The following is a 17,672-nucleotide window of genomic DNA, read 5'->3' on the forward strand; positions in this document are numbered from 1 at the left end:
CGAAAACCTGTTTGGCTGGTTAGGCCGGAAAGATCTCGAACAGGCCTGCGGCGCCCATGCCGCCCGCAATGCACATCGACACCACACCGTATTTGGCGCCGCGACGCTGGCCTTCGATCAGCAGGTGGCCGGCAAGGCGTGCGCCCGTCATGCCGAACGGGTGCCCAACGGAAATTGAGCCGCCATTGACGTTCAGTTTCTCCTGATCAATGCCCAGCGTGTCCGCGCAATACAGCGCCTGACTGGCGAAGGCCTCGTTCAATTCCCAAAGATCGATGTCATCCATGCTCAGGCCGGTTTGTTTCAGCAGCTTGGGGATGGCAAAGACGGGGCCGATGCCCATCTCGTCAGGTTCGCACCCGGCCACGGCAAAGCCCCGCAGCGCGCCCAGCGGTTTGACGCCAGCGGCGGCGGCCATGTCGGCCTCCATCACCACGCAGGCCGAGGCCCCGTCAGACAATTGCGAGGCATTGCCCGCCGTCACGAACTTGTCGGGGCCCATCACAGGGTCCAGCCCGGCCAGACTGTCCACAGTGGTCTGAGGGCGGTTGCATTCGTCGCGGGTGACGGTGGTGGGCTGCATCGAAACCTCTTTGGTTTCGCGGTCCTTCACGGCCATCACCGTGTCCATCGGAACGATTTCGGCGTCAAACAGGCCGGCCTGCTGGGCGGCGGCGGTGCGGCGCTGGCTTTCGGCGGAAAACACGTCCTGCGCCTCGCGCGAGATGCCATAGCGCTGCGCCACGATATCGGCCGTGTCGATCATCTGCATATAGACAGCGGGTTTGTGTTCGGCCAACCAGGCCTCTTCCATGTTGGATTTGTTCAGCACCGGCTGCACCATCGAGATGCTTTCGACACCCCCGGCCACAACCGCACCCGCCTGACCCAGCTGCACAGCGTTCGAGGCCATGGCGATCGCTTGCAGGCCCGACGCGCAGAACCGGTTCACGGTTTGCGCCGCGCTGCCGACGGGAAGGCCCCCACGGATGGCTGACTGGCGCGCGATGTTCATCCCGGTTGCCGCTTCGGGGAAGCCGCAGCCCAGGATCACGTCGTCGATCAGCGCGGGATCAACCTTGGCCCGTTCGACCGCGTGTTTGACCACATGGCCGCCCATTGTGGCCCCGTGGGTGGCATTCAAAGAGCCGCGAAAGCTTTTGGCCAGCCCAGTGCGGGCGGTGGATACGATTACTGCGTCTTTCATTACGCGGATTCCTTGGTTTTGGCGTTTTCCTGTTCCTGCAGCTCGCGCCACAGAACTTTGCCCGAGCCCGATTTGGGCAGGGCGTCCACGATCTCCAGCTTGCGGGGGACCTTATAGGCGGCCATCTGGTCATGGGCCCATTTGGCCAGCTCTTTTTCAGCAAGCGTCGCGCCGGGTTTCAGCACGACGACGGCCTTCACGGTTTCCCCGCGATAGGGATCCTGGGTCGAGATGATGCAGGCCTCTTCGATAGCGGGGTGGTGGTACAGCTTGGCCTCGACCTCGGTCGGCCAGACCTTGTAGCCGCTGGCGTTGATCATGCGTTTCAGGCGGTCCACGATGTAGACATAGCCCTCTTCCGTGACGCGGCCCAAATCGCCTGAACGAATGAAACGCTGGCCATCGATTTCAACGAATGCCTCGTCGTTGGCCGCATCATTGTTCCAATAGCCGAGCATTACTTGCGGGCCCGAGATCAGGATCTCGCCCACGTCCCCGGTTGGCATCCGCTCCAGAGTGTCCGGGTCCACGATTGCCACATCGGTGTTGAACACCGGCACACCGCCGCATTGCGGTTTGGGCAGATGCGGTGGGTTGGCGGTTGAGGGCGCGATGGTTTCGGTCATCCCGTACCCTTCCAGGAAGGTCAGGCCGGTCATGTCCTGCAGTTTTTGCGCGACGGCCTCGGGCATGGCGATGCCGCCCCCCCAAAGGACGCGCAGCGTGGCCAGGTCGTCCTCTTTCAGGTCTTCGCGGTTGAGGAAATCAATCAGCATGGTCGGCACGCAGGGCCAGGCCGAGACACCGAATTCACGGATCAGTCCGGCGGCAATATCGCGATCCCAGCGGGGCAGGATCACGGCGGTGCCGCCCGCCTCGATGGCCGAGTTCAGCCCGGCCTGAAGCCCCACAACATGGAACATCGGCGCGACAGCCAGGAACACATCGTCGCGGCGCAGATCGAACCAGTCGATCATGCAGCGCGTGGCGTGCAGCGTGGTCTGGTGCGTGTGCATGCAGCCCTTACCGCGCCCGGTCGAGCCCGAGGTATAGGGCATGATGGCCAGATCCTCGGGTTTGCGATCAAACGGGGCAGGGGCGTGGCCTGCATCCAGCATCGTAGCCCAGTCGGTAAAGGCATCGGGCAGCGCGGCCTTGGGTTCGGAAATCGCGGTGGGAATGCCCTCGGGGGGGCTGTCTGGCAATGCCTCGGAATAGGCGGTGACGATGACGTGATCCAGAACGCCCTGAGCCAGCAGCGGTTGCAGCGTCTCCACCCGGTCTTGCGCGGTCATCACAGTGCGAATACCCGCGTCCTCGACGATATAGTCGGTTTCCGCGGTCAGGTTCATCGGGTTGATCGGCACGGCCACACCGCCCGCCCGGATGATCCCGTAAAGCGCCACCACGAATTGCGGCGAATTCTGCAGGTAGACAGCGACCCGATCCCCGGGCTTCACTCCGCAGGCCTGTTGCAGATAACCCGCCGTGCGTTCAACCTGATCGCCCAACTGGGCATAGGTCGTGACGCGGTTATAGAACACCAGCGCAGGTTTGTCGGGCGTCGTGGCTACGTTGCGGAACAGGTTGTCGTTCAGTGTCCAGTCCGCAGCGGGGACGTCATGCGGCCGACCCGGAGGCCAGACCTTGTGTTGCAGTCGTTCCAATTCTCTCTCCCTCGGGTCGACTTAGGCGGTGGCGCCACCATCCACGGCCAGGCATTGCCCGGTGATGTGGCGGGCAGCGTCGCTGACCAGGAACACGGCGGGGCCTTTCAGGTCCTCGGCGCCGCCAAACCGGTGCAGCGGGATCGAGGGCAGCAGCGTCTGCTCCAGCCGGTCGATCAGCTTCTCGGACATCTTGGACGGGAAAAATCCGGGCGCAAGAGCGTTCACGTTGATGTTGTGACGACCCCACTCGGTTGCCAGCGCGCGGGTGAAGTTGATCATCGCCGCTTTCGAGCTGTTATAGGCAATCGTGAACATGTCACTGTCGGCGCGATTGCCCGACAGCCCACCAATCGAGGCAACGTTCAGAATCTTGCCGGTCTTGCGCGGCAGGAACGAGGTTTTCGCCACCGCCTGCGTCAGCACGAAAGGCGCCGTTATGTTCAGCGTCATCACCTTGTTCCAGCCGTCCAGCGGGTGATCCTCGGTCGGGGCGGCCCAACTGGTGCCCGCGTTGTTGACCAGGATGTCGATTGGGCCGAACAGGCTGTTGGCGTGATCCACGACGCCCGGAATGCTCTCCAGATCGGACAAATCACATGCGATGGTCGCCACGTTGGCGCCCAGAGCCTCAAGGTGGGCCTGGGCCTCGTCCAGCTCGGGTTGTTTGCGGGCGGTTAGGATGACATTGGCACCTGCCGCGGCCATGCCTTCGGCGATTTGAATGCCCAGCCCGCGTGAGCCACCCGTGATAAGGGCGGTCTTGCCCGTCAGGTCAAAAAGTTCCATCAGGCAGTTTCCTTCTGCAGCGATTCCGGCAGTTTCCACGCACTATCGGCGCGGCCGCTGATCTGGCCGTAATGTTCGGCCAGCGTCAGGACGTTGTCCTCGCCCAATTCGGCCGCCAGGCGCATTGGGCCGCCGACACCTGCCGGAAAGCCATAGCCGGTGGTATAGACAACGTCGATATCGGGGCCACGTTCCGCCCGGTTTTCGGCCAGGATCGCCATGGCCTCGACCATCAGGGCGGTTATGACACGGCCCACGATTTCCTGGTTGCTGACAGCGCGACGCTGAAGACCCAGATCGCGGCTGACCTTTTGGATCAGGGCACGGCAGTCCTCGTAATCGCGGCCTCGGGGGGTTGTCTTGTCATAAAGATACCAGCCACGGCCGGTTTTCTGCCCGTACAGTCCGGCCTCGCACAGGGCGTCGCCCACACGGGGTTGGAAGGGTGGGTTGGGCCGTTCTGCGCGTTGCTTGCGCACGCCCCAGGGAATGTCGTTGCCCACCAGATCCAGCGCACGGAACGGACCGATGGCCATGCCCCATGCCTCAAGTGCATCATCCACGTCTTGCGGAAAGGCGCCCTCTTCGACCAGATACATGGCTTCCTGATGGAAGCGATCAAACAGGCGGTTGCCGATAAAGCCGTCCCCATTGGCCGCGATCACCGCGCGTTTGCGCAGTTTCAGCGCCAGCGCCATAGTCAACGCCAGCGTGGCCGGATCGGTATCCGTGGCTGGAATAACCTCCAGCAGGGGATTCACCTGAGCGGGAATGAAAAAGTGCGTCCCAAGAAAGCGCGCCGGGTTTTTCAACGCCGAGGCAATGGCGTCCACATCCAGTGTCGAGGTGTTCGAGGTGATCAGCGCATCATCGCCAACGACCTGTTCGATTTCCGCCATGACCTTTTGTTTCAGCGACATGATCTCGGGCACGGCTTCGACCACCAGATCGCAACCGGCAAAGGCGCTGATCGCGTTGGCGAAGGTAAAGCGCGCCATCTGCGCGGCGGCACCTGCATCGTCCAGCTTGCCCTTTTTCAGAGCCCGATCCGTGAGGCCCTGAAGGTGCGCCTTGGCCGCGTCCAGCGCTTGTTGCGCCGGATCGACCAGTGTCACCTGATGTCCCGATTGCGCAAAGGCCATGGCAATGCCACGCCCCATGGCGCCTGCACCCAGAATGCCCACGGTGCTGATCCCGGCGGGATCAGCATGGGGCGTGTCGGGCACCTGGCCTGCGACTTTGGCAGCGTCAGTCAGATAGGATTGAACCTCATTCAGCTGGCGCAACGCGTTCAGACGCGCTTCGGTGCTCATTCCGCGGCCTCGTTCGCCAGGGCAGCCACCGCAGCGGCCACGGCGGGGCGCATGTCGGTTTCGTCTGCGCGATCCGGCACAGTGTAGAACCGGTGCGAGTTCATCGGGCCTTTCTGCGCGGCCTTAATCAACGAGCGACCAAGCGAGCGCAGGTGCACCTCGTCGGGGCCATCGGCCAGACGCAGGCAGCGCGCCATGGTCCACAGATCGGGCAGCGGTGTATCCGGGGTCACGCCCATGCCACCAAAGATCTGGATGGCGCGGTCGATGACCTTGCCCTGGATTTCCGGCACCACGACCTTGATCATGCCGATTTCGTTGCGGGCTTCTTTGGCGCCGACATTGTCGATCATCCAGGCGGCCTTCAGAACCAGCAGGCGTGCCTGCTCAATCTCGCAACGGCTGCGAGCGATCATTTCCATGATGACGCCTTGCTCGTGCAGGTATTTGCCGAAGGTTTTGCGTTCCAGCGAGCGTTCGACCATCAGTTCCAGCGCCAGTTCAGCCTGACCCAGCGAGCGCATCATGTGGTGGATGCGGCCCGGCCCAAGGCGCGCCTGTGCCAGCGCAAAGCCTGACCCTTCTTCACCCAGCAGGTTCGAGGCAGGCACGCGCACGTCTTTGTAGACGACCTCGCAGTGGCTCTCATAGCTGTGGTGGTTCATCACGGGGATGTTGCGGGTGACGGTGATGCCGGGGGTGTCCATCGGAACCAGGATCATCGACTGCTGCTTGTGGCGATCAGCGTCAGGGTCGGTTTTACCCATGACGATGCACAGTTTACAGTTCGGCGAGGCCGCCCCGGTCGAGAACCACTTGCGCCCGTTGATGACGTATTCGTCGCCATCGCGGCGGATCAGGGTTTGCACGTTGGTGGCGTCGGACGAAGCGACGTCAGGCTCGGTCATGCCAAAGCACGAGCGGATTTCGCCGTTCAGCAGCGGCTTGAGCCATTTTTCTTTTTGCTCGGGCGTGCCGAACATGTGCAGGATTTCCATGTTGCCGGTGTCAGGCGCCGAGCAGTTGAACACCTCGGACGCCCAGGGCAGGCGGCCCATGATTTCGGCCAGGGGGGCATAGTCCAGGTTGGACATGCGGGTGCCGGGCTCGTCGTCTTTCAGCGACGGCAGGAACATGTTCCACAGGCCTTCGGATTTCGCCAGGGCCTTGAGGTCGTTCATGAAAGACAGCGTGTAGGTGCCGTTATGCTGCTCGGCCATGAAGTCCTTGTGACGCGGAATGACATGGTCTTCCATGAAGTTCCGAACGCGCGCCTGCATCTCCAGGCTTTTTTCAGAAAAGGTGAATTCCATATCAGTCTCCTGCAAGTTCTAGTCCGTGCCGGGCCCAGACCCGGCTAAGGTGGTCGATGCCCTCGGCGCTGCCTACGCCCTGCGCGGCGCGGGCGACGATGCCCTCGAAGATCACGGCAAGGCGGAAATAGGCGAAGGCGGTGTAGAAGGGGCTATCGTCCAGCGGCAGCCCCCGATTTTCGAAATAGCGCGCGGCATAGGCAGCCCGGCTGGGGATGCCCAAAGCATCCAGATCACGATCTCCCAGACCGTGATATTCTTCGGCCAGGTTGGTCCAGGGCATCAGGTTATAGCCCAAGTCCGACAGCGGGTGGCCCAGCGTCGACAGTTCCCAATCCAGCACGCCCAGAACCTCGGGTTTGGTGGGGTGGATGATCAGGTTGCCCAGACGGTAATCACCATGCACCAGCGTGGTTTCATCGTCGCTGGGCTTGTTGTCAGCCAGCCAGGCGGCCAGCTGCGGGATCTCTTCGATTTCGCGGGTTTTGCCGGCCTCGTATTGCTTGGTCCAGCGGGCGATCTGACGGTCAAAGAACCCGCCGTGACGGCCGTAGTCCGACAGGCCCACGGCCTCGATATCGACCGAGTGCAGCTTGGCCAGCGTATCGTTCATCGCCTCGAACAAGGCGCCGCGATCAGCGGGGCTTAGTTCAGGCAGACTGTTGTTGTGAAACACCCGGCCGTCCAGCCGCTCCATGATGTAGAACGGAGTGCCGATTACTTCGCGATCCTCGCAATAATGCGGGGTGGCGGGGACGGGCACACCCGATCCTGCCAGCGCGTTGATCACCCGGAATTCGCGGTCAATTGCATGGGCCGAGGGCAGCAGTTTGCCGGGCGGTTGCTTGCGCAGCACGTATCGCTCGCCGCCGAAATCCAAGAAATAGGTGGGGTTCGAATGCCCTCCGGCAATCTGTTCCAGCGCCACCGGACCCGAGCCCGGTAGAACGCCGCCCAGGTAATCCGAAAGCGTGCTCGGATCGAATGGCAAAGTGCCGTTATTGGTCGTCATGTTCGTGCCTCCCTGTTGACAGATGCCATATGCACGCGACATAAGAAAATGAATTACTAAGATGTATGGGCATAGATAGTATGAATATATCTCGGACTGATCTGAACCTGTTTGTGGTGTTCGAAGCGATCTATTCTCAGGGTGGGGTAACACGCGCCGCTGAAACGCTGCACCTGACCCAGCCTACGATCTCTCATGCGCTTGGGCGCTTGCGTGAACGGGTGGGTGACCCGCTGTTCGTGCGCCATGGTCAAAGGCTGGTGCCGACCCCGCTGGCGCAGAAAATGATTGGCCCCACGCGCGAGGCGCTGAAACTGTTCGAAACCACCTTGGGCGAGCTGGATGGCTTTGACCCCAAAACCGCCGAGATGCATTTCGCGATTGGCATGAGGTCTTTGATGGAAAACAGTTTTTTCCTGCCTCTGGTGATGTTGTTGAAGTCCGAGGCCCCCAAGGTGACAGTGTCCTCGTCGCCGATGGATCGGCGCCGGATCGATGGCGATCTTTCGGCGGGCGAGATCAACGCCGCGATTGACGTCTTTTTGCCCTTGTCGCCGGATATTCGACGCGAGCACCTGATCTCGACCCCGTCGGTGGTCGTGGCGCGGCGCGGCCATCCGCTGGTGAACGGCGAGGTCAGCCTGGAGGATTATTTGTCCTTGGATCATATCATCGTCACTTCGCGTTCGCAGGGCATGGGCCCCGAAGATGTAGCTTTGTCGCGGGACGGGGACGCCCGGCGAATCGTTGCCCGTGTTCAGCAGATCAACACTGCGATGCGGGCGGTTGCGGCCTCGGATATGGTACTGACAATGGCCGAGGTTTTTGCCCATCGGGCGAATGTCTGGTTCGACAATCAGATCGTGCCGGTCCCGTTCGAGGCCCCCCGTGTAGATGCGTATTTGTACTGGCATTCGAATGCGGATGCGGACCCCGCCAACAAATGGTTGCGCAACATGGTCAAGACCTGCGTTGCAGAAACCGATTGGACGGGGCCCTGAGGGCAGTACCACGCGCCTAGAACAGCGCGTGGGTTGCCAGCATGCCGACCACAAGCAGCAGGTCAGCGGCAAGGAAGGGCAGGATACCCGCGAAGATCTGTTCAAGCTTCACGAAATCCTTCGCGACCGAGTGGATAACGAATACGTTTAACCCCACTGGTGGCGTGATCATCCCGATCTCAAGCAGTTTGGCCAGCAGGATGCCGAACCAGATCACGTCGATGCCCATGTCCTTGATCAGCGGCAGAAACAGCGGCAGCGTCAGCAGCATGGCGCCGATCGGTTCCAGGAACATGCCCAGGGCCAGATAGATCAGCGTGATCAGGATCAGGATGCCCAGAACACCCAGGCCCAGGCTTTCGATGCCGGTCCCGATCCAGCGCGACAGGCCGGACAGCGCGACCAGGCGGGTGAACAGGTTGGCCCCGATGGCGATCATGAACAACGAGCCCGAGGACAGCAGCGTATCCACGCAGCTTTCGCTGAACAGCTTCCACGTCAGAGTGCGGCGCGCGATGCCGATGACGATGGCGATGATGGCGCCCACGGCCCCGGCCTCGGTTGCGGTGAACAGACCCGAGAACAGGCCACCAAACACGACAACGATCATCAGCAGCACAGGCCAGACCTCGCGCAGGCCATCCATGCGTTCCTCCCAGGTGGAGGCGGCGGCGCGGGGCAGGCGCTCGGGTGCCAGAACATAGCTGATCATCACAGCGGCGATATACAGTGCCAACGAGATCACGCCGACCACAAGGCCACCCATGAACAGCTTGGTGATGGACACCTCGGCCTGGATGCCGAACAGGATCAGCAGGATCGAGGGTGGGATCAGCGCGCCAATGGTGCCGCCGGCGGCGACAGATCCGGTCGCAATACGGATGTCATAGCCCTGACGGTGCATTTCCGGCACAGCGATCCGGCCGATAGCAGCCGAACAGGCAATCGAGGACCCGGTGACAGCTGCAAAACCGCCAGCACCTGCCAGCGAAGCGATGGCCAGGCCGCCGGGCATCCAGCCCAGCCACGCACGGGCGCCTTCGAACATGCCGCGCGTCAGCCCCGAGTGATAGGCCACATAGCCCATGAGCAAGAACATCGGCACCGAGGACAGCGTCCAACTGGCCGCAAAGTTATAGGGAACGGTGGACAGCATCGACATGGCAGGGCGATCGCCCACCACGGCCCAGATGCCCACAAAGGAAACAAAGACCAGTGCTACGGCAATCGGCACGCGCAGCATGATCAAGGCCAGTACGCCAACGACGCACAGGATACCAATCGTCATCGGATCCATATTACTTTTCCTCTTCGATCGGTTCGGTGATCATCATCGTGTCCGCATGGACGTCTTTGAAACGGCCGGTGAATACCTGATAAAGGCGCATCAGCACCACGATGAACATCAGCCCGAAGCACACAGGCAGGATCCATGTGCCCGGCCAGGTATAGAAATCCATTGTCCCGGCCTCGACATAGGCGCCGCGGCTGGTTTTGCTGACAGCTTCACGGAAGGTGCCAAAGGCCAGGATGCCATAGACAAACAGCGACAGGACAAAACCCAACCCATAGATCGGGGTATGCGTCCATTTCGGCATCATATCGGTAAAGATAGAGGCCTCGACATGGCGACGCTGAAGCTCGGCATAGGCAATGGGCAGAAAGCTGACTGCCAGCATGTAATATTTAGAGACGAGTTCTGCGGTGGCCGGAAAGCCGGCTCCCATCAGATTGCGCATCGCCACGTCGATAACGATCTGAAGCGCCATCAGAATTAAGATGGCGCTTCCGACCCATTTCGTCGTGGCCGCGATGAAACGGTCCGCGAAATGCATGGTGACTTACAGACCGTACTTCGAGTAGTCGATCTTGTCCCAGATCTCGGCAAAGCGCAGCTCGGCCAGTTCGGCCTCGGTGCTGACGTTCTGGACCAGACCTTCCCACTTGGTCAGCAGGGCTTCGTAACGGGCAATTTTCTCAGCCGCGTTGGTCACGCCACGCTTTTCCAGGGTCGCAGCAGCCGATTTCAGGTGCGCGGCGCGGAATTCTGCGCCTTTGGCCTTCATCTCGTCGCTGGGGGTGATGAATTCGATACCCTTCTCAGCACCGGTGGCGCGGGCTTCGTTGGTCTTGTCGATCCAGCTTTGGATGCCGATGGTCTGTGCGTACTGACCAGCGTGGGCCAGTGCCTTGCGGTCCTCGGCGGACATGCGGTCCCACAGGATGTTCGACACGTTGGTCATGGCTGCTGCGTTGAACACGCCCTGGTCAACCAGGGTGACAGCTTTGACAACGTCATACAGCTGAGCGTTCTTCAGGTCGGCAACCGACGAGTAGGTCGCGTCGATCACGCCCGAGGACAGACCTTCGAACAGTTCCGACGAGGGCATCTGAACCGGCTCGGCGCCCATGCTTTCAACGAAGCGGGTAAAGACCGAACCCGCAGTACGGATGCGCAGGCCTTTCATGTCTTCCAGACCGTTGATCGGCTTGGTCGACAGGAACTGGTAGTTGGTGGTTGCGTCCGACCCCAGGAAGACGTGGCCGTTGGCTTTGAACTCGGCCTGGCACTCGGCGCAGGTGGCGATGTATTCGGTCACAGCCGAGGCGATGGCGCGGTTGTCGGTGCCCAGGATGGACAGCTCGCCGACCAGGCCGCTTTCGGGATAGTCAGCAGCGAAGTAAGGCAGGATGATCGGACCCATGTCCGAGATGCCGTCGCGCAGACCGGTGTTCATTTCGTTGGGGGCCAGCAGGCCCGACGGGGTGTCATAGCCAGTCCAGCGACCGTCGGTCAGCTCGGTCATTTTGGCGAACAAGGCGGGGTAGCCGTCGGTGGCCAGCACGTGGCTGGGACCAAAGGACGAGGTCGCGCGGATTTCTTCGGCGACCGCGGGAACGGCGACGGCGGCGCTCAGCACTGCTGCCGAAAATACGTGTTTCAGGTTCATTTGTATCCCTCCCTAGGGCATCTGAAAGTGTTCCTTGGCTTCGGGCACAGCGTCGCCGTTACCGGAATCAGGTGATCCGGCAGAAGGGGCGGCGTTGCTGACGCAAAGCTTCGGGCCATTTGTCCGGTGCTAAGGTGCGGTGGCACCTTTGGTCTCAAGTCCTCCGAGTGACCAGACCGGGTGAGATGGATAATACATAAAGCAGATCAATTTTAAATTGCTCTAGGCATGAATTGTATGCATGGAGGAACATCGGTGTGGTCGATGAAGGGTCTAATCACGAGCGGATAACCCGCGCAGAAGCGCCTGGATGGCACGTGGGGCAGTCAGGTCTGCATCCTCTGGCGCGGCATCCAAGGCACTTTCGACATCCTTGACGAGAATTGCAATGCTATTGTCTGTCTCCAGCCCGTCGCGGGCAAATTCGATCTGATCGAAATTCGAGGCGAACCAGTTCTGCCCAGAAGAATCATGCATCAACTTCAGTAGGGCCTGGGTATCCAGATCGGCCTGGTCCGCCCAATCCAGCACCATCCGGGTCAGCGCCGTATTTGCCGCCGCCAGAATGTTATTCAGCACCTTGGCCTGCATACCGCTGCCAAAGGGGCCCATCCTGTGAAAATGCGTGCCCATCGCGTCGAACAAAGGTTGGGCGGCGTTCAGCTCGGCCGGGTCCCCGCCCAACATGAAGGACAGCCGCCGTTCCTGCGCGGCAATCGCGGCCCCGGACATTGGGGCATCAATCAGCGTGACATGGGCAGGAAGGCGATCGCGCAGCGCGCGGACGTATTTGGGCGACAGCGTCGACGAGATGATCACGCGTTGCAGCGTGGCGCTGGCCGAGAAACTCTGGGCGCCAAACAGCACGTCCTCGGTCTGGTCGATGTCGCGCACGACCGAAATCAGCGTATGCAGCCCCTTGGCAAACTTGTCGCGTGGCAGCATCAGAGGCGCCAGATCGCCAAACCCATCGGCGGGCTTTACGTCATATCCGCGCGCATCGAACCCGGCCGCATGCAAAGCAGCCAGCATCGGCGCGCCCATCCGACCGCAACCGGCAAGGCCGATCACTTCACGATGACTTCGTCCTTCACGAACATGTTCGCCCATGCGCGGTCAATCAGCTCCGGTGACATCTGGTAGGGGATGCCCTCAAACTCGCAGATCGAGATCATCTGATCAATCAGGAAGATCGGTTGGTAATTCGCATAGACGTTGTCGATGGTCGGGTATTTGTTCTGCAGCAGGTGCACCAGCGACGGCTCGTCCAGGGGCATGCCCTTCTTGCGCGCGACCAGCGCGAAAATCTTCAGGAAGTTTTCCTGGCTTGGCCCGTCGATCTTGATCTTGAAGAAGATACGGCGCAGGGCGGCCTGGTCGAAAATCTCGTTCGGGTGGAAGTTGGTTGAAAAGATCACCAGCGTGTCAAACGGGACCTCGAATTTTTCACCCGATTGCAGGGCAAGGATGTCCTTGCCTTCTTCCAGCGGAACGATCCAGCGGTTGACCAGCGATTGCGGCGGCTCAGCCTGGCGGCCAAGGTCGTCCACGATGAAAATCCCGCCCGAGGATTTGAATTGCAGCGGCGCCTGATAGGTGCGGGCCGTGGGGTTATAGACCAGGTCCAGCATATCCAGCGACAGCTCGCCCCCGGTGATGACGGTGGGCCGGTCGCAGCGGACATAGCGCGTATCAAAGGTCACGCGGCGGCGCAGACTGTTGGGATCGTCTTTTTCAACCTCGGCGGCCGAGTGCACGATCGGGTCGTAAACGGTGATCACCTGACCAGAGTACTCAATGGCGCGCGGGACATAGATCTTATCCCCCATCGCGTCGCGAATTCCGTTCGAGATCGAGGATTTCCCGTTGCCCGGCGGGCCGTACATCAGGATTGACCGGCCCGAGCTGACAGCCGGCCCCAGATTGCCCAGCAGATCAGGCGGCAGCACCAGGTGACCCATGGCGTCGGTCAGTTGCTGGCGGGTGATCTGGATATTGCGAATGGACTGGCGTTTGACCTGCTCGCGGTAAACATCCATGGGAACGGGCATGGCGCCGAAATACTCAGACTGAGACAGCGCATCCAGCGCTCGGGCCTTTCCGGCATCGGTCAATTGGTAACCCATTTCGTTGCCGTTATTGGCGTTCAGGGTGCCTGTGGCTTCTAGCAGGCGCTGTTCGCGGCTCATGTCCACCAGTTCTTGCGTGACGCGGCGGGGCAGGCAGACGGCCTCGGCAATCTCGGTTACGAGGGTCACGTTCTTGCGGAACATGGTCTTCAGCAGGATGTCCCGCATCATCGGCAGAGGCAGCTGCATGTCCTCCAGATCAACCGGAGGCGGGGGCGGGGTCACACCAGTGCTTTGTGGGGCTTGCATGTTCATAAGCGGCTATCCTGTACAGACTTCGCGATCACCGTGCCGGAACAAGGTGGCAAAAAAATGGACGTAAATGGAAAATCTGAGGGTCAGGCGCCGAAAATCGCGCCCAGCAGCAGATACAGCGACAAGGTCGCGGCCAGCGGCAGGCCCATGGGGAAGTCGCGCTTGCGGCTCCAGCTTTCCCACTCGGGGGCCAGTTTGCGCAGCGGGGTGTGCTTGGCCAGACGGTGGGTCGTATAGCCAGCCAGCAGGCAGGCAGCGAACAATGCGATCAGGAATCGCAGGTCGCCAATAACAACGTAAGGTGCTGCGGCGGCTGCAAATTTTGCGTCACCGGCACCGACCAGACCAGCTGCGTTAAACAAGATGCCGACAAGCAGGATGATCACCAGATGCAGCAGTTGCCAGCCCACGGTTTGCAGCGGCATCAGGAACGGCGCGACGCCGACGAAAAGGATCGCAAGGATCATCACCGATTTGTTGGGGATGCGCATGGCCTTCATGTCCGACCAGGCCACCCAGACGCAGATCGGCAGGGTCAGGACAAAGAACACCAGCCCAGCAGTTGCGGGCAGGTGCATCGAGAAATCAGAGAAGAACTGCGACACGTGTCGGGCGTCCCAGCCTAGTTCGACACGTTGGATTCCAGCGCCCGCAGGCTGCGTACGGCGGCCTCGAAATGCTGGGGATGAGTGTCAATCGCGTCGCGCAACAGGCCTTTGCCGGTACTGACATCACCCTGTTTCACGGCGCTAAGGCCAAGTGTGTGCAGCAGCTGAGCGCGCTCGGTCTGGGTCATCGGGATGACGGGCAGCGAATAGTTGCGCTGCGCCCCGCGCGCCAGAACAAGGTTGTTCTTTGCGGTAAAGAGTTTTTCGTCATTGCGGATCGCGTCCGAGAACAGACGCTCGGCCTCGGTGAAATCTCCGCGTGTCAGCTTCGAATAGCCCCAGTTATTCAGCACGCCAGCAGGGCGCGTGGTCAGACCCACGGCAATCTCATAGAAGCTGTCGGCCTTTTTCCATTCCTTGTTGGAATCGGCGACCATGGCTTCAAGCCGATAGCGTTTGAACGTCTCAAAAGTGGGCGGAACGGCATCCAGAACCTTGTCGGCATCGTCCCAGGCGCCCGTACGGATCAGCGCGTCAGCCAGATCCACGTGATCGTCATTGGTGGCCTCGGGGTGGGCCGAAACCTTGCGCCAGACAGGGACGGCCTCGGTCGGGCGGCTGGCCCGAACCAACGAGGTCGCAAGCCCGCGCTGCAAGTCGATCCGATCAGGGTCTTCCTTGACCGAGCGCTTGAAATAGGTGACGGCCTCGTTCGGGTCGGCGACGGTCAGCATGATGTCCGACAGGTTGTTCTGATCAACGGCGTTCACCGCCGAGATCGCACGATCAACCTCGTTCGTTCCACGCGCCTGGTCGCAGGCCGAGATGCCAAGTGCCCCACTAAGGCACAGGATGATAGTGAATGGGTGGCGCATTTGTTGCGTCCTTTTACTGCTCTTGCCCAATCATGGTATCTGGCGGATCAGATAGTCGCTGCTACCACGCCGTACCAATTTATAATCTTGTTCTTGTTCAGCATCATAGGGGGTTTTTTCGGATTTTGCGAGTGCCAACCGCAAATTATCACGGATTGAGTCACTTTCGCCATTATCCATGGCATAGGCTTTCTGGAATATTTGGGTCGCTTCGGCGGTTTTGCCCCGCTCCATCAGCACCACGCCCAGGTTATTCCAGACCTCTGCGATGGCCTCGTCGGTGGCGACGGCGCGGCGCAGCAGGGTTTCTGCCTGGCCCAGACGGCCCAGCCCCAAGTTGGCCGAGCCCATGCCCGCAAGGATATCCACCGTCAGCCCCTGATCCAATGCAGCGCGGGTATAGGATTTCATCGCCAGTTCATATTCACCCGCGTCCATCAGGCGCTGCGCGACCAGCAGGTTGCTGACAGCCTCGCCGCGTTTGGCAACGCCCGGGGCGGTGACCCCATCCCGAGACGCGCCGAGGCCGCCCGGAGAACAGGCGGCCAAGCTAAGCGCGATCAGCAGGGCAGTGCCCGCCTTTGCTTTGTCCATTTATCTGCTCACTTGCCTAGTTCCAGAATACCAATCGCCGAGGGCGCGACCAGGATGATCAGCAGCGGCGGCACGGTCAGGACCATTGTGGCAAGTGTCATCTTTGTCGGCAACTTGTTTGCCTTCTCTTCGGCGCGCATCACGCGTTTGTCACGCATTTCACCAGCATAAACCCGCAGCGCTTCGGCGATCGAGGTACCAAAAGTGGCCGATTGAACCAGCACGGTCACAAAGCTGGACACGTCAGCCACGCCGCAGCGATCCCCCATGTCGGCCAGAACCGTAGCCTTGTCCTTACCTGCCTTGATCTGGTGGCTGACGACTTCGAACTCGTCGGCCAGCGCCGGAAACGCCGAGCGGATCTCGCGGGCAACGCGGATGATCGACTGATCCAGGGACTGACCAGCCTCGACGCAGACCAGCATCATGTCCAGCGCGTCGGGGAAGCCTTCGGTGATTTGCTCCTGGCGCTGCTGCTGGCGCTTGGTAACCCAGTATTTGGGCAGCATATAGCCCGCACAACCGGGGCCAAGAATCCACATCAGGGTCTGCTGAGTGGTCGGCTCTTTGCCCGACAGGACCAGCAGGAAATACAGCGTGCCGATGGCCAGACCGGCAAGACCCAGCGCAAACTGCGAGAAGTGGTAGAAACGCACCGCGTCCTTGGTCTGATAGCCTGCCTGCATCAGCTTTTGCTGAACGGCCGAGTATTCTTTTTCGTTCTTGGGCTCCAGGAAGTTCGAGTATTTCTCGAGCTTGTCGTTGCTTTTTGCTGTCCGCAACGACGCCTGTGCTTTGGTTTCCTTCTTCTTTCGCCGCTCGGGCGCTTCGTTCAGCTTTTCCAGAGGGTCGGATTTCTGGTTCAAGAAGATCATCACCGCGGCAACGATCAGCGCAAGGGCCAGGAAACCGATCAGCAGAAGAGGGCCAATCGCGCCCAGCTCGGGGCCCAGAAGAGAGGTAAAGATATCGTCCATGGCGTTTTTCCTCAGACCTTGATGTTCACAAGCATGCGCATCACGAAAAGGTTCACGGTCAGGAATGCGCCAACGGCGATACAGGCCGGAATGAACCAGGGGTGATCCAGTACGTTGTCATAATAATTCGGGTCCATCACGTTGATCGCGATCAGCGCCAGCAAAGGGAAGGCCGACAGGAACTTGCCTGACCATTGTGCCTCGGCCGTGATGGCTTTCACCCGGCGGAACAGTTTGAAACGAGCGCGGATCACCTTGGCCAGGCCGGCCAGGATCTCGGCCAGGTTACCACCCGATTGCTGTTGGATAGTCACTGCCACGGCCAGGAAACGCAAATCCTGCATGTCCAGGCGTTCGGCCATATCCTTCAGCGCCTCGCCAACGTCTCGGCCGTACTGGGCCTCGTCCGCGATCATGCCGAATTCGGTGGCCAGGGGGTCTGCGACCTCTTTGGCGACGATCTGGATGGCCGAGCTGAACGGGTGCCCCACGCGCAGGCTGCGCACCATCAGTTCCACCGCGTCGGGCAGTTGTTCTTCGATCATGCCCATGCGTTTCTTGGCCTTCGAGTTGACCCAGAAATAGATGCCGCCAACGCCCATCGCCAGCGACACGCCAACGCGGATCGGAACCGAGGTTTCGGTGCCGACGGTCAGGCCGACAAAGGCCACCACGCTTAGCAGACCCATCATCATGATCAGCTGCGTCGGGGTGAAGGCAATCGCGGCCTTTTGCGCCCGGTCGGCCAGAATCGCGTAGATCGGGATCGATCGCGACTTCATGTGCTGGCTCATCTCCTTGCGGAGCGTTTCCATCACCTCGGCGCGGTTGGTGCCCTTTTCCAGCATCTCGAGCCGGCGGTTCACGCGGCTGTTCAGGCTGATCGAGCGGCCAAAGACGGTCAGGTATACACCTTCGACCAGCACCAGAACGCCAAAGAAGATCAGACCGTAAATGAGTGGTTCCATTGAAATGGTCATG

Annotated in this window: 17 protein-coding genes; 1 reads left to right on the forward strand and 16 read right to left on the reverse strand. The window is 60.7% G+C overall.

Annotated elements, in window-relative coordinates:
* Positions 1-19: 19 nt before the first annotated feature.
* From ACOQOQ_RS08780 to ACOQOQ_RS08805, 6 genes are read right to left on the reverse strand one after another with little or no spacing between them, the layout of a single operon-like run.
* Positions 20-1,207 carry an acetyl-CoA C-acyltransferase gene (locus ACOQOQ_RS08780; protein ID WP_420566615.1) on the reverse strand — a complete coding sequence of 396 codons (1,188 nt, stop codon included), beginning with the start codon at positions 1,205-1,207 and terminating at the stop codon, positions 20-22.
* Positions 1,207-2,874, reverse strand: a complete 1,668-nt coding sequence (locus ACOQOQ_RS08785) for a long-chain-fatty-acid--CoA ligase (protein WP_420566616.1) — start codon at positions 2,872-2,874, stop codon at positions 1,207-1,209. Before ACOQOQ_RS08785 ends, ACOQOQ_RS08780 begins: the two co-directional genes overlap by 1 nt.
* 21 nt (positions 2,875-2,895) lie before the next feature.
* Complete coding sequence (locus ACOQOQ_RS08790) at positions 2,896-3,663, reverse strand: SDR family oxidoreductase (RefSeq protein ID WP_420566617.1); 768 nt, start codon at positions 3,661-3,663, stop codon at positions 2,896-2,898.
* Positions 3,663-4,976, reverse strand: coding sequence for a 3-hydroxyacyl-CoA dehydrogenase NAD-binding domain-containing protein (locus tag ACOQOQ_RS08795; protein WP_420566618.1), 1,314 nt, complete (start codon positions 4,974-4,976; stop codon positions 3,663-3,665). The genes ACOQOQ_RS08790 and ACOQOQ_RS08795 overlap by 1 nt, the downstream gene beginning before the upstream one ends.
* A complete protein-coding gene (locus ACOQOQ_RS08800) occupies positions 4,973-6,289 on the reverse strand; it encodes an acyl-CoA dehydrogenase family protein (RefSeq protein ID WP_420566619.1) in 1,317 nt (438 codons plus the stop codon). Before ACOQOQ_RS08800 ends, ACOQOQ_RS08795 begins: the two co-directional genes overlap by 4 nt.
* Position 6,290: 1 nt before the next feature.
* On the reverse strand, positions 6,291-7,301 hold the full coding sequence (locus ACOQOQ_RS08805; protein ID WP_420566620.1) for a phosphotransferase family protein: 1,011 nt from the start codon (positions 7,299-7,301) through the stop codon (positions 6,291-6,293).
* Positions 7,302-7,381: 80 nt separating this feature from the next.
* Between ACOQOQ_RS08805 and ACOQOQ_RS08810 the strand changes: the two genes are divergently transcribed.
* The gene (locus ACOQOQ_RS08810; RefSeq protein ID WP_420566621.1) at positions 7,382-8,302 is read left to right on the forward strand and encodes a LysR family transcriptional regulator; all 921 of its coding nucleotides are present in this window, start codon (positions 7,382-7,384) and stop codon (positions 8,300-8,302) included.
* Positions 8,303-8,318: 16 nt separating this feature from the next.
* Here ACOQOQ_RS08810 and ACOQOQ_RS08815 read toward each other — a convergent pair whose 3' ends face one another.
* From ACOQOQ_RS08815 to ACOQOQ_RS08860, 10 genes are all read right to left on the reverse strand, one after another.
* Positions 8,319-9,599 carry a TRAP transporter large permease gene (locus tag ACOQOQ_RS08815; protein WP_420566622.1) on the reverse strand — a complete coding sequence of 427 codons (1,281 nt, stop codon included), beginning with the start codon at positions 9,597-9,599 and terminating at the stop codon, positions 8,319-8,321.
* Between the two features lies 1 nt (position 9,600).
* Positions 9,601-10,137 carry a TRAP transporter small permease gene (locus ACOQOQ_RS08820; RefSeq protein WP_420566623.1) on the reverse strand — a complete coding sequence of 179 codons (537 nt, stop codon included), beginning with the start codon at positions 10,135-10,137 and terminating at the stop codon, positions 9,601-9,603.
* A gap of 6 nt (positions 10,138-10,143) precedes the next feature.
* Positions 10,144-11,253, reverse strand: coding sequence for a C4-dicarboxylate TRAP transporter substrate-binding protein (locus ACOQOQ_RS08825; protein ID WP_420566624.1), 1,110 nt, complete (start codon positions 11,251-11,253; stop codon positions 10,144-10,146).
* A gap of 273 nt (positions 11,254-11,526) precedes the next feature.
* Positions 11,527-12,363: an NAD(P)-dependent oxidoreductase gene (locus tag ACOQOQ_RS08830; protein ID WP_420566625.1), complete on the reverse strand. Its 837-nt coding sequence runs from the start codon at positions 12,361-12,363 to the stop codon at positions 11,527-11,529.
* Positions 12,321-13,637 (reverse strand): ATPase, encoded by a 1,317-nt coding sequence (locus ACOQOQ_RS08835; RefSeq protein WP_420566626.1) that lies wholly within the window; start codon positions 13,635-13,637, stop codon positions 12,321-12,323. Before ACOQOQ_RS08835 ends, ACOQOQ_RS08830 begins: the two co-directional genes overlap by 43 nt.
* Before the next feature lie 83 nt (positions 13,638-13,720).
* Positions 13,721-14,242: a prepilin peptidase gene (locus tag ACOQOQ_RS08840; RefSeq protein WP_420566627.1), complete on the reverse strand. Its 522-nt coding sequence runs from the start codon at positions 14,240-14,242 to the stop codon at positions 13,721-13,723.
* Between the two features lie 17 nt (positions 14,243-14,259).
* Positions 14,260-15,120, reverse strand: a complete 861-nt coding sequence (locus tag ACOQOQ_RS08845; RefSeq protein WP_420566628.1) for a tetratricopeptide repeat protein — start codon at positions 15,118-15,120, stop codon at positions 14,260-14,262.
* Between the two features lie 30 nt (positions 15,121-15,150).
* Positions 15,151-15,714 (reverse strand): tetratricopeptide repeat protein, encoded by a 564-nt coding sequence (locus ACOQOQ_RS08850; protein WP_420566629.1) that lies wholly within the window; start codon positions 15,712-15,714, stop codon positions 15,151-15,153.
* 8 nt (positions 15,715-15,722) lie between these two features.
* Positions 15,723-16,691 (reverse strand): type II secretion system F family protein, encoded by a 969-nt coding sequence (locus ACOQOQ_RS08855; protein ID WP_420566630.1) that lies wholly within the window; start codon positions 16,689-16,691, stop codon positions 15,723-15,725.
* 11 nt (positions 16,692-16,702) lie between these two features.
* Positions 16,703-17,671 carry a type II secretion system F family protein gene (locus tag ACOQOQ_RS08860; RefSeq protein ID WP_420566631.1) on the reverse strand — a complete coding sequence of 323 codons (969 nt, stop codon included), beginning with the start codon at positions 17,669-17,671 and terminating at the stop codon, positions 16,703-16,705.
* Between the last annotated feature and the right edge of the window lies 1 nt (position 17,672).

It is taken from the genome of Thalassovita sp. (assembly GCF_965218685.1).
GTDB lineage: Bacteria > Pseudomonadota > Alphaproteobacteria > Rhodobacterales > Rhodobacteraceae > Thalassobius.

Excerpts from the sequence above, each read along its gene's own strand:
- ACOQOQ_RS08835 (WP_420566626.1), bottom strand. The coding sequence starts at position 13,637 with ATGAACATGCAAGCCCCACAAAGCACTGGTGTGACCCCGCCCCCGCCT.
- ACOQOQ_RS08845 (WP_420566628.1), bottom strand. The coding sequence starts at position 15,120 with ATGCGCCACCCATTCACTATCATCCTGTGCCTTAGTGGGGCACTTGGC.
- ACOQOQ_RS08815 (WP_420566622.1), bottom strand. The coding sequence starts at position 9,599 with ATGGATCCGATGACGATTGGTATCCTGTGCGTCGTTGGCGTACTGGCC.
- ACOQOQ_RS08805 (WP_420566620.1), bottom strand. The coding sequence starts at position 7,301 with ATGACGACCAATAACGGCACTTTGCCATTCGATCCGAGCACGCTTTCG.
- ACOQOQ_RS08850 (WP_420566629.1), bottom strand. The coding sequence starts at position 15,714 with ATGGACAAAGCAAAGGCGGGCACTGCCCTGCTGATCGCGCTTAGCTTG.
- ACOQOQ_RS08800 (WP_420566619.1), bottom strand. The coding sequence starts at position 6,289 with ATGGAATTCACCTTTTCTGAAAAAAGCCTGGAGATGCAGGCGCGCGTT.
- ACOQOQ_RS08855 (WP_420566630.1), bottom strand. The coding sequence starts at position 16,691 with ATGGACGATATCTTTACCTCTCTTCTGGGCCCCGAGCTGGGCGCGATT.
- ACOQOQ_RS08790 (WP_420566617.1), bottom strand. The coding sequence starts at position 3,663 with ATGGAACTTTTTGACCTGACGGGCAAGACCGCCCTTATCACGGGTGGC.
- ACOQOQ_RS08795 (WP_420566618.1), bottom strand. The coding sequence starts at position 4,976 with ATGAGCACCGAAGCGCGTCTGAACGCGTTGCGCCAGCTGAATGAGGTT.
- ACOQOQ_RS08860 (WP_420566631.1), bottom strand. The coding sequence starts at position 17,671 with ATGACCATTTCAATGGAACCACTCATTTACGGTCTGATCTTCTTTGGC.
- ACOQOQ_RS08780 (WP_420566615.1), bottom strand. The coding sequence starts at position 1,207 with ATGAAAGACGCAGTAATCGTATCCACCGCCCGCACTGGGCTGGCCAAA.
- ACOQOQ_RS08830 (WP_420566625.1), bottom strand. The coding sequence starts at position 12,363 with ATGGGCGAACATGTTCGTGAAGGACGAAGTCATCGTGAAGTGATCGGC.
- ACOQOQ_RS08820 (WP_420566623.1), bottom strand. The coding sequence starts at position 10,137 with ATGCATTTCGCGGACCGTTTCATCGCGGCCACGACGAAATGGGTCGGA.
- ACOQOQ_RS08825 (WP_420566624.1), bottom strand. The coding sequence starts at position 11,253 with ATGAACCTGAAACACGTATTTTCGGCAGCAGTGCTGAGCGCCGCCGTC.
- ACOQOQ_RS08810 (WP_420566621.1), top strand. The coding sequence starts at position 7,382 with ATGAATATATCTCGGACTGATCTGAACCTGTTTGTGGTGTTCGAAGCG.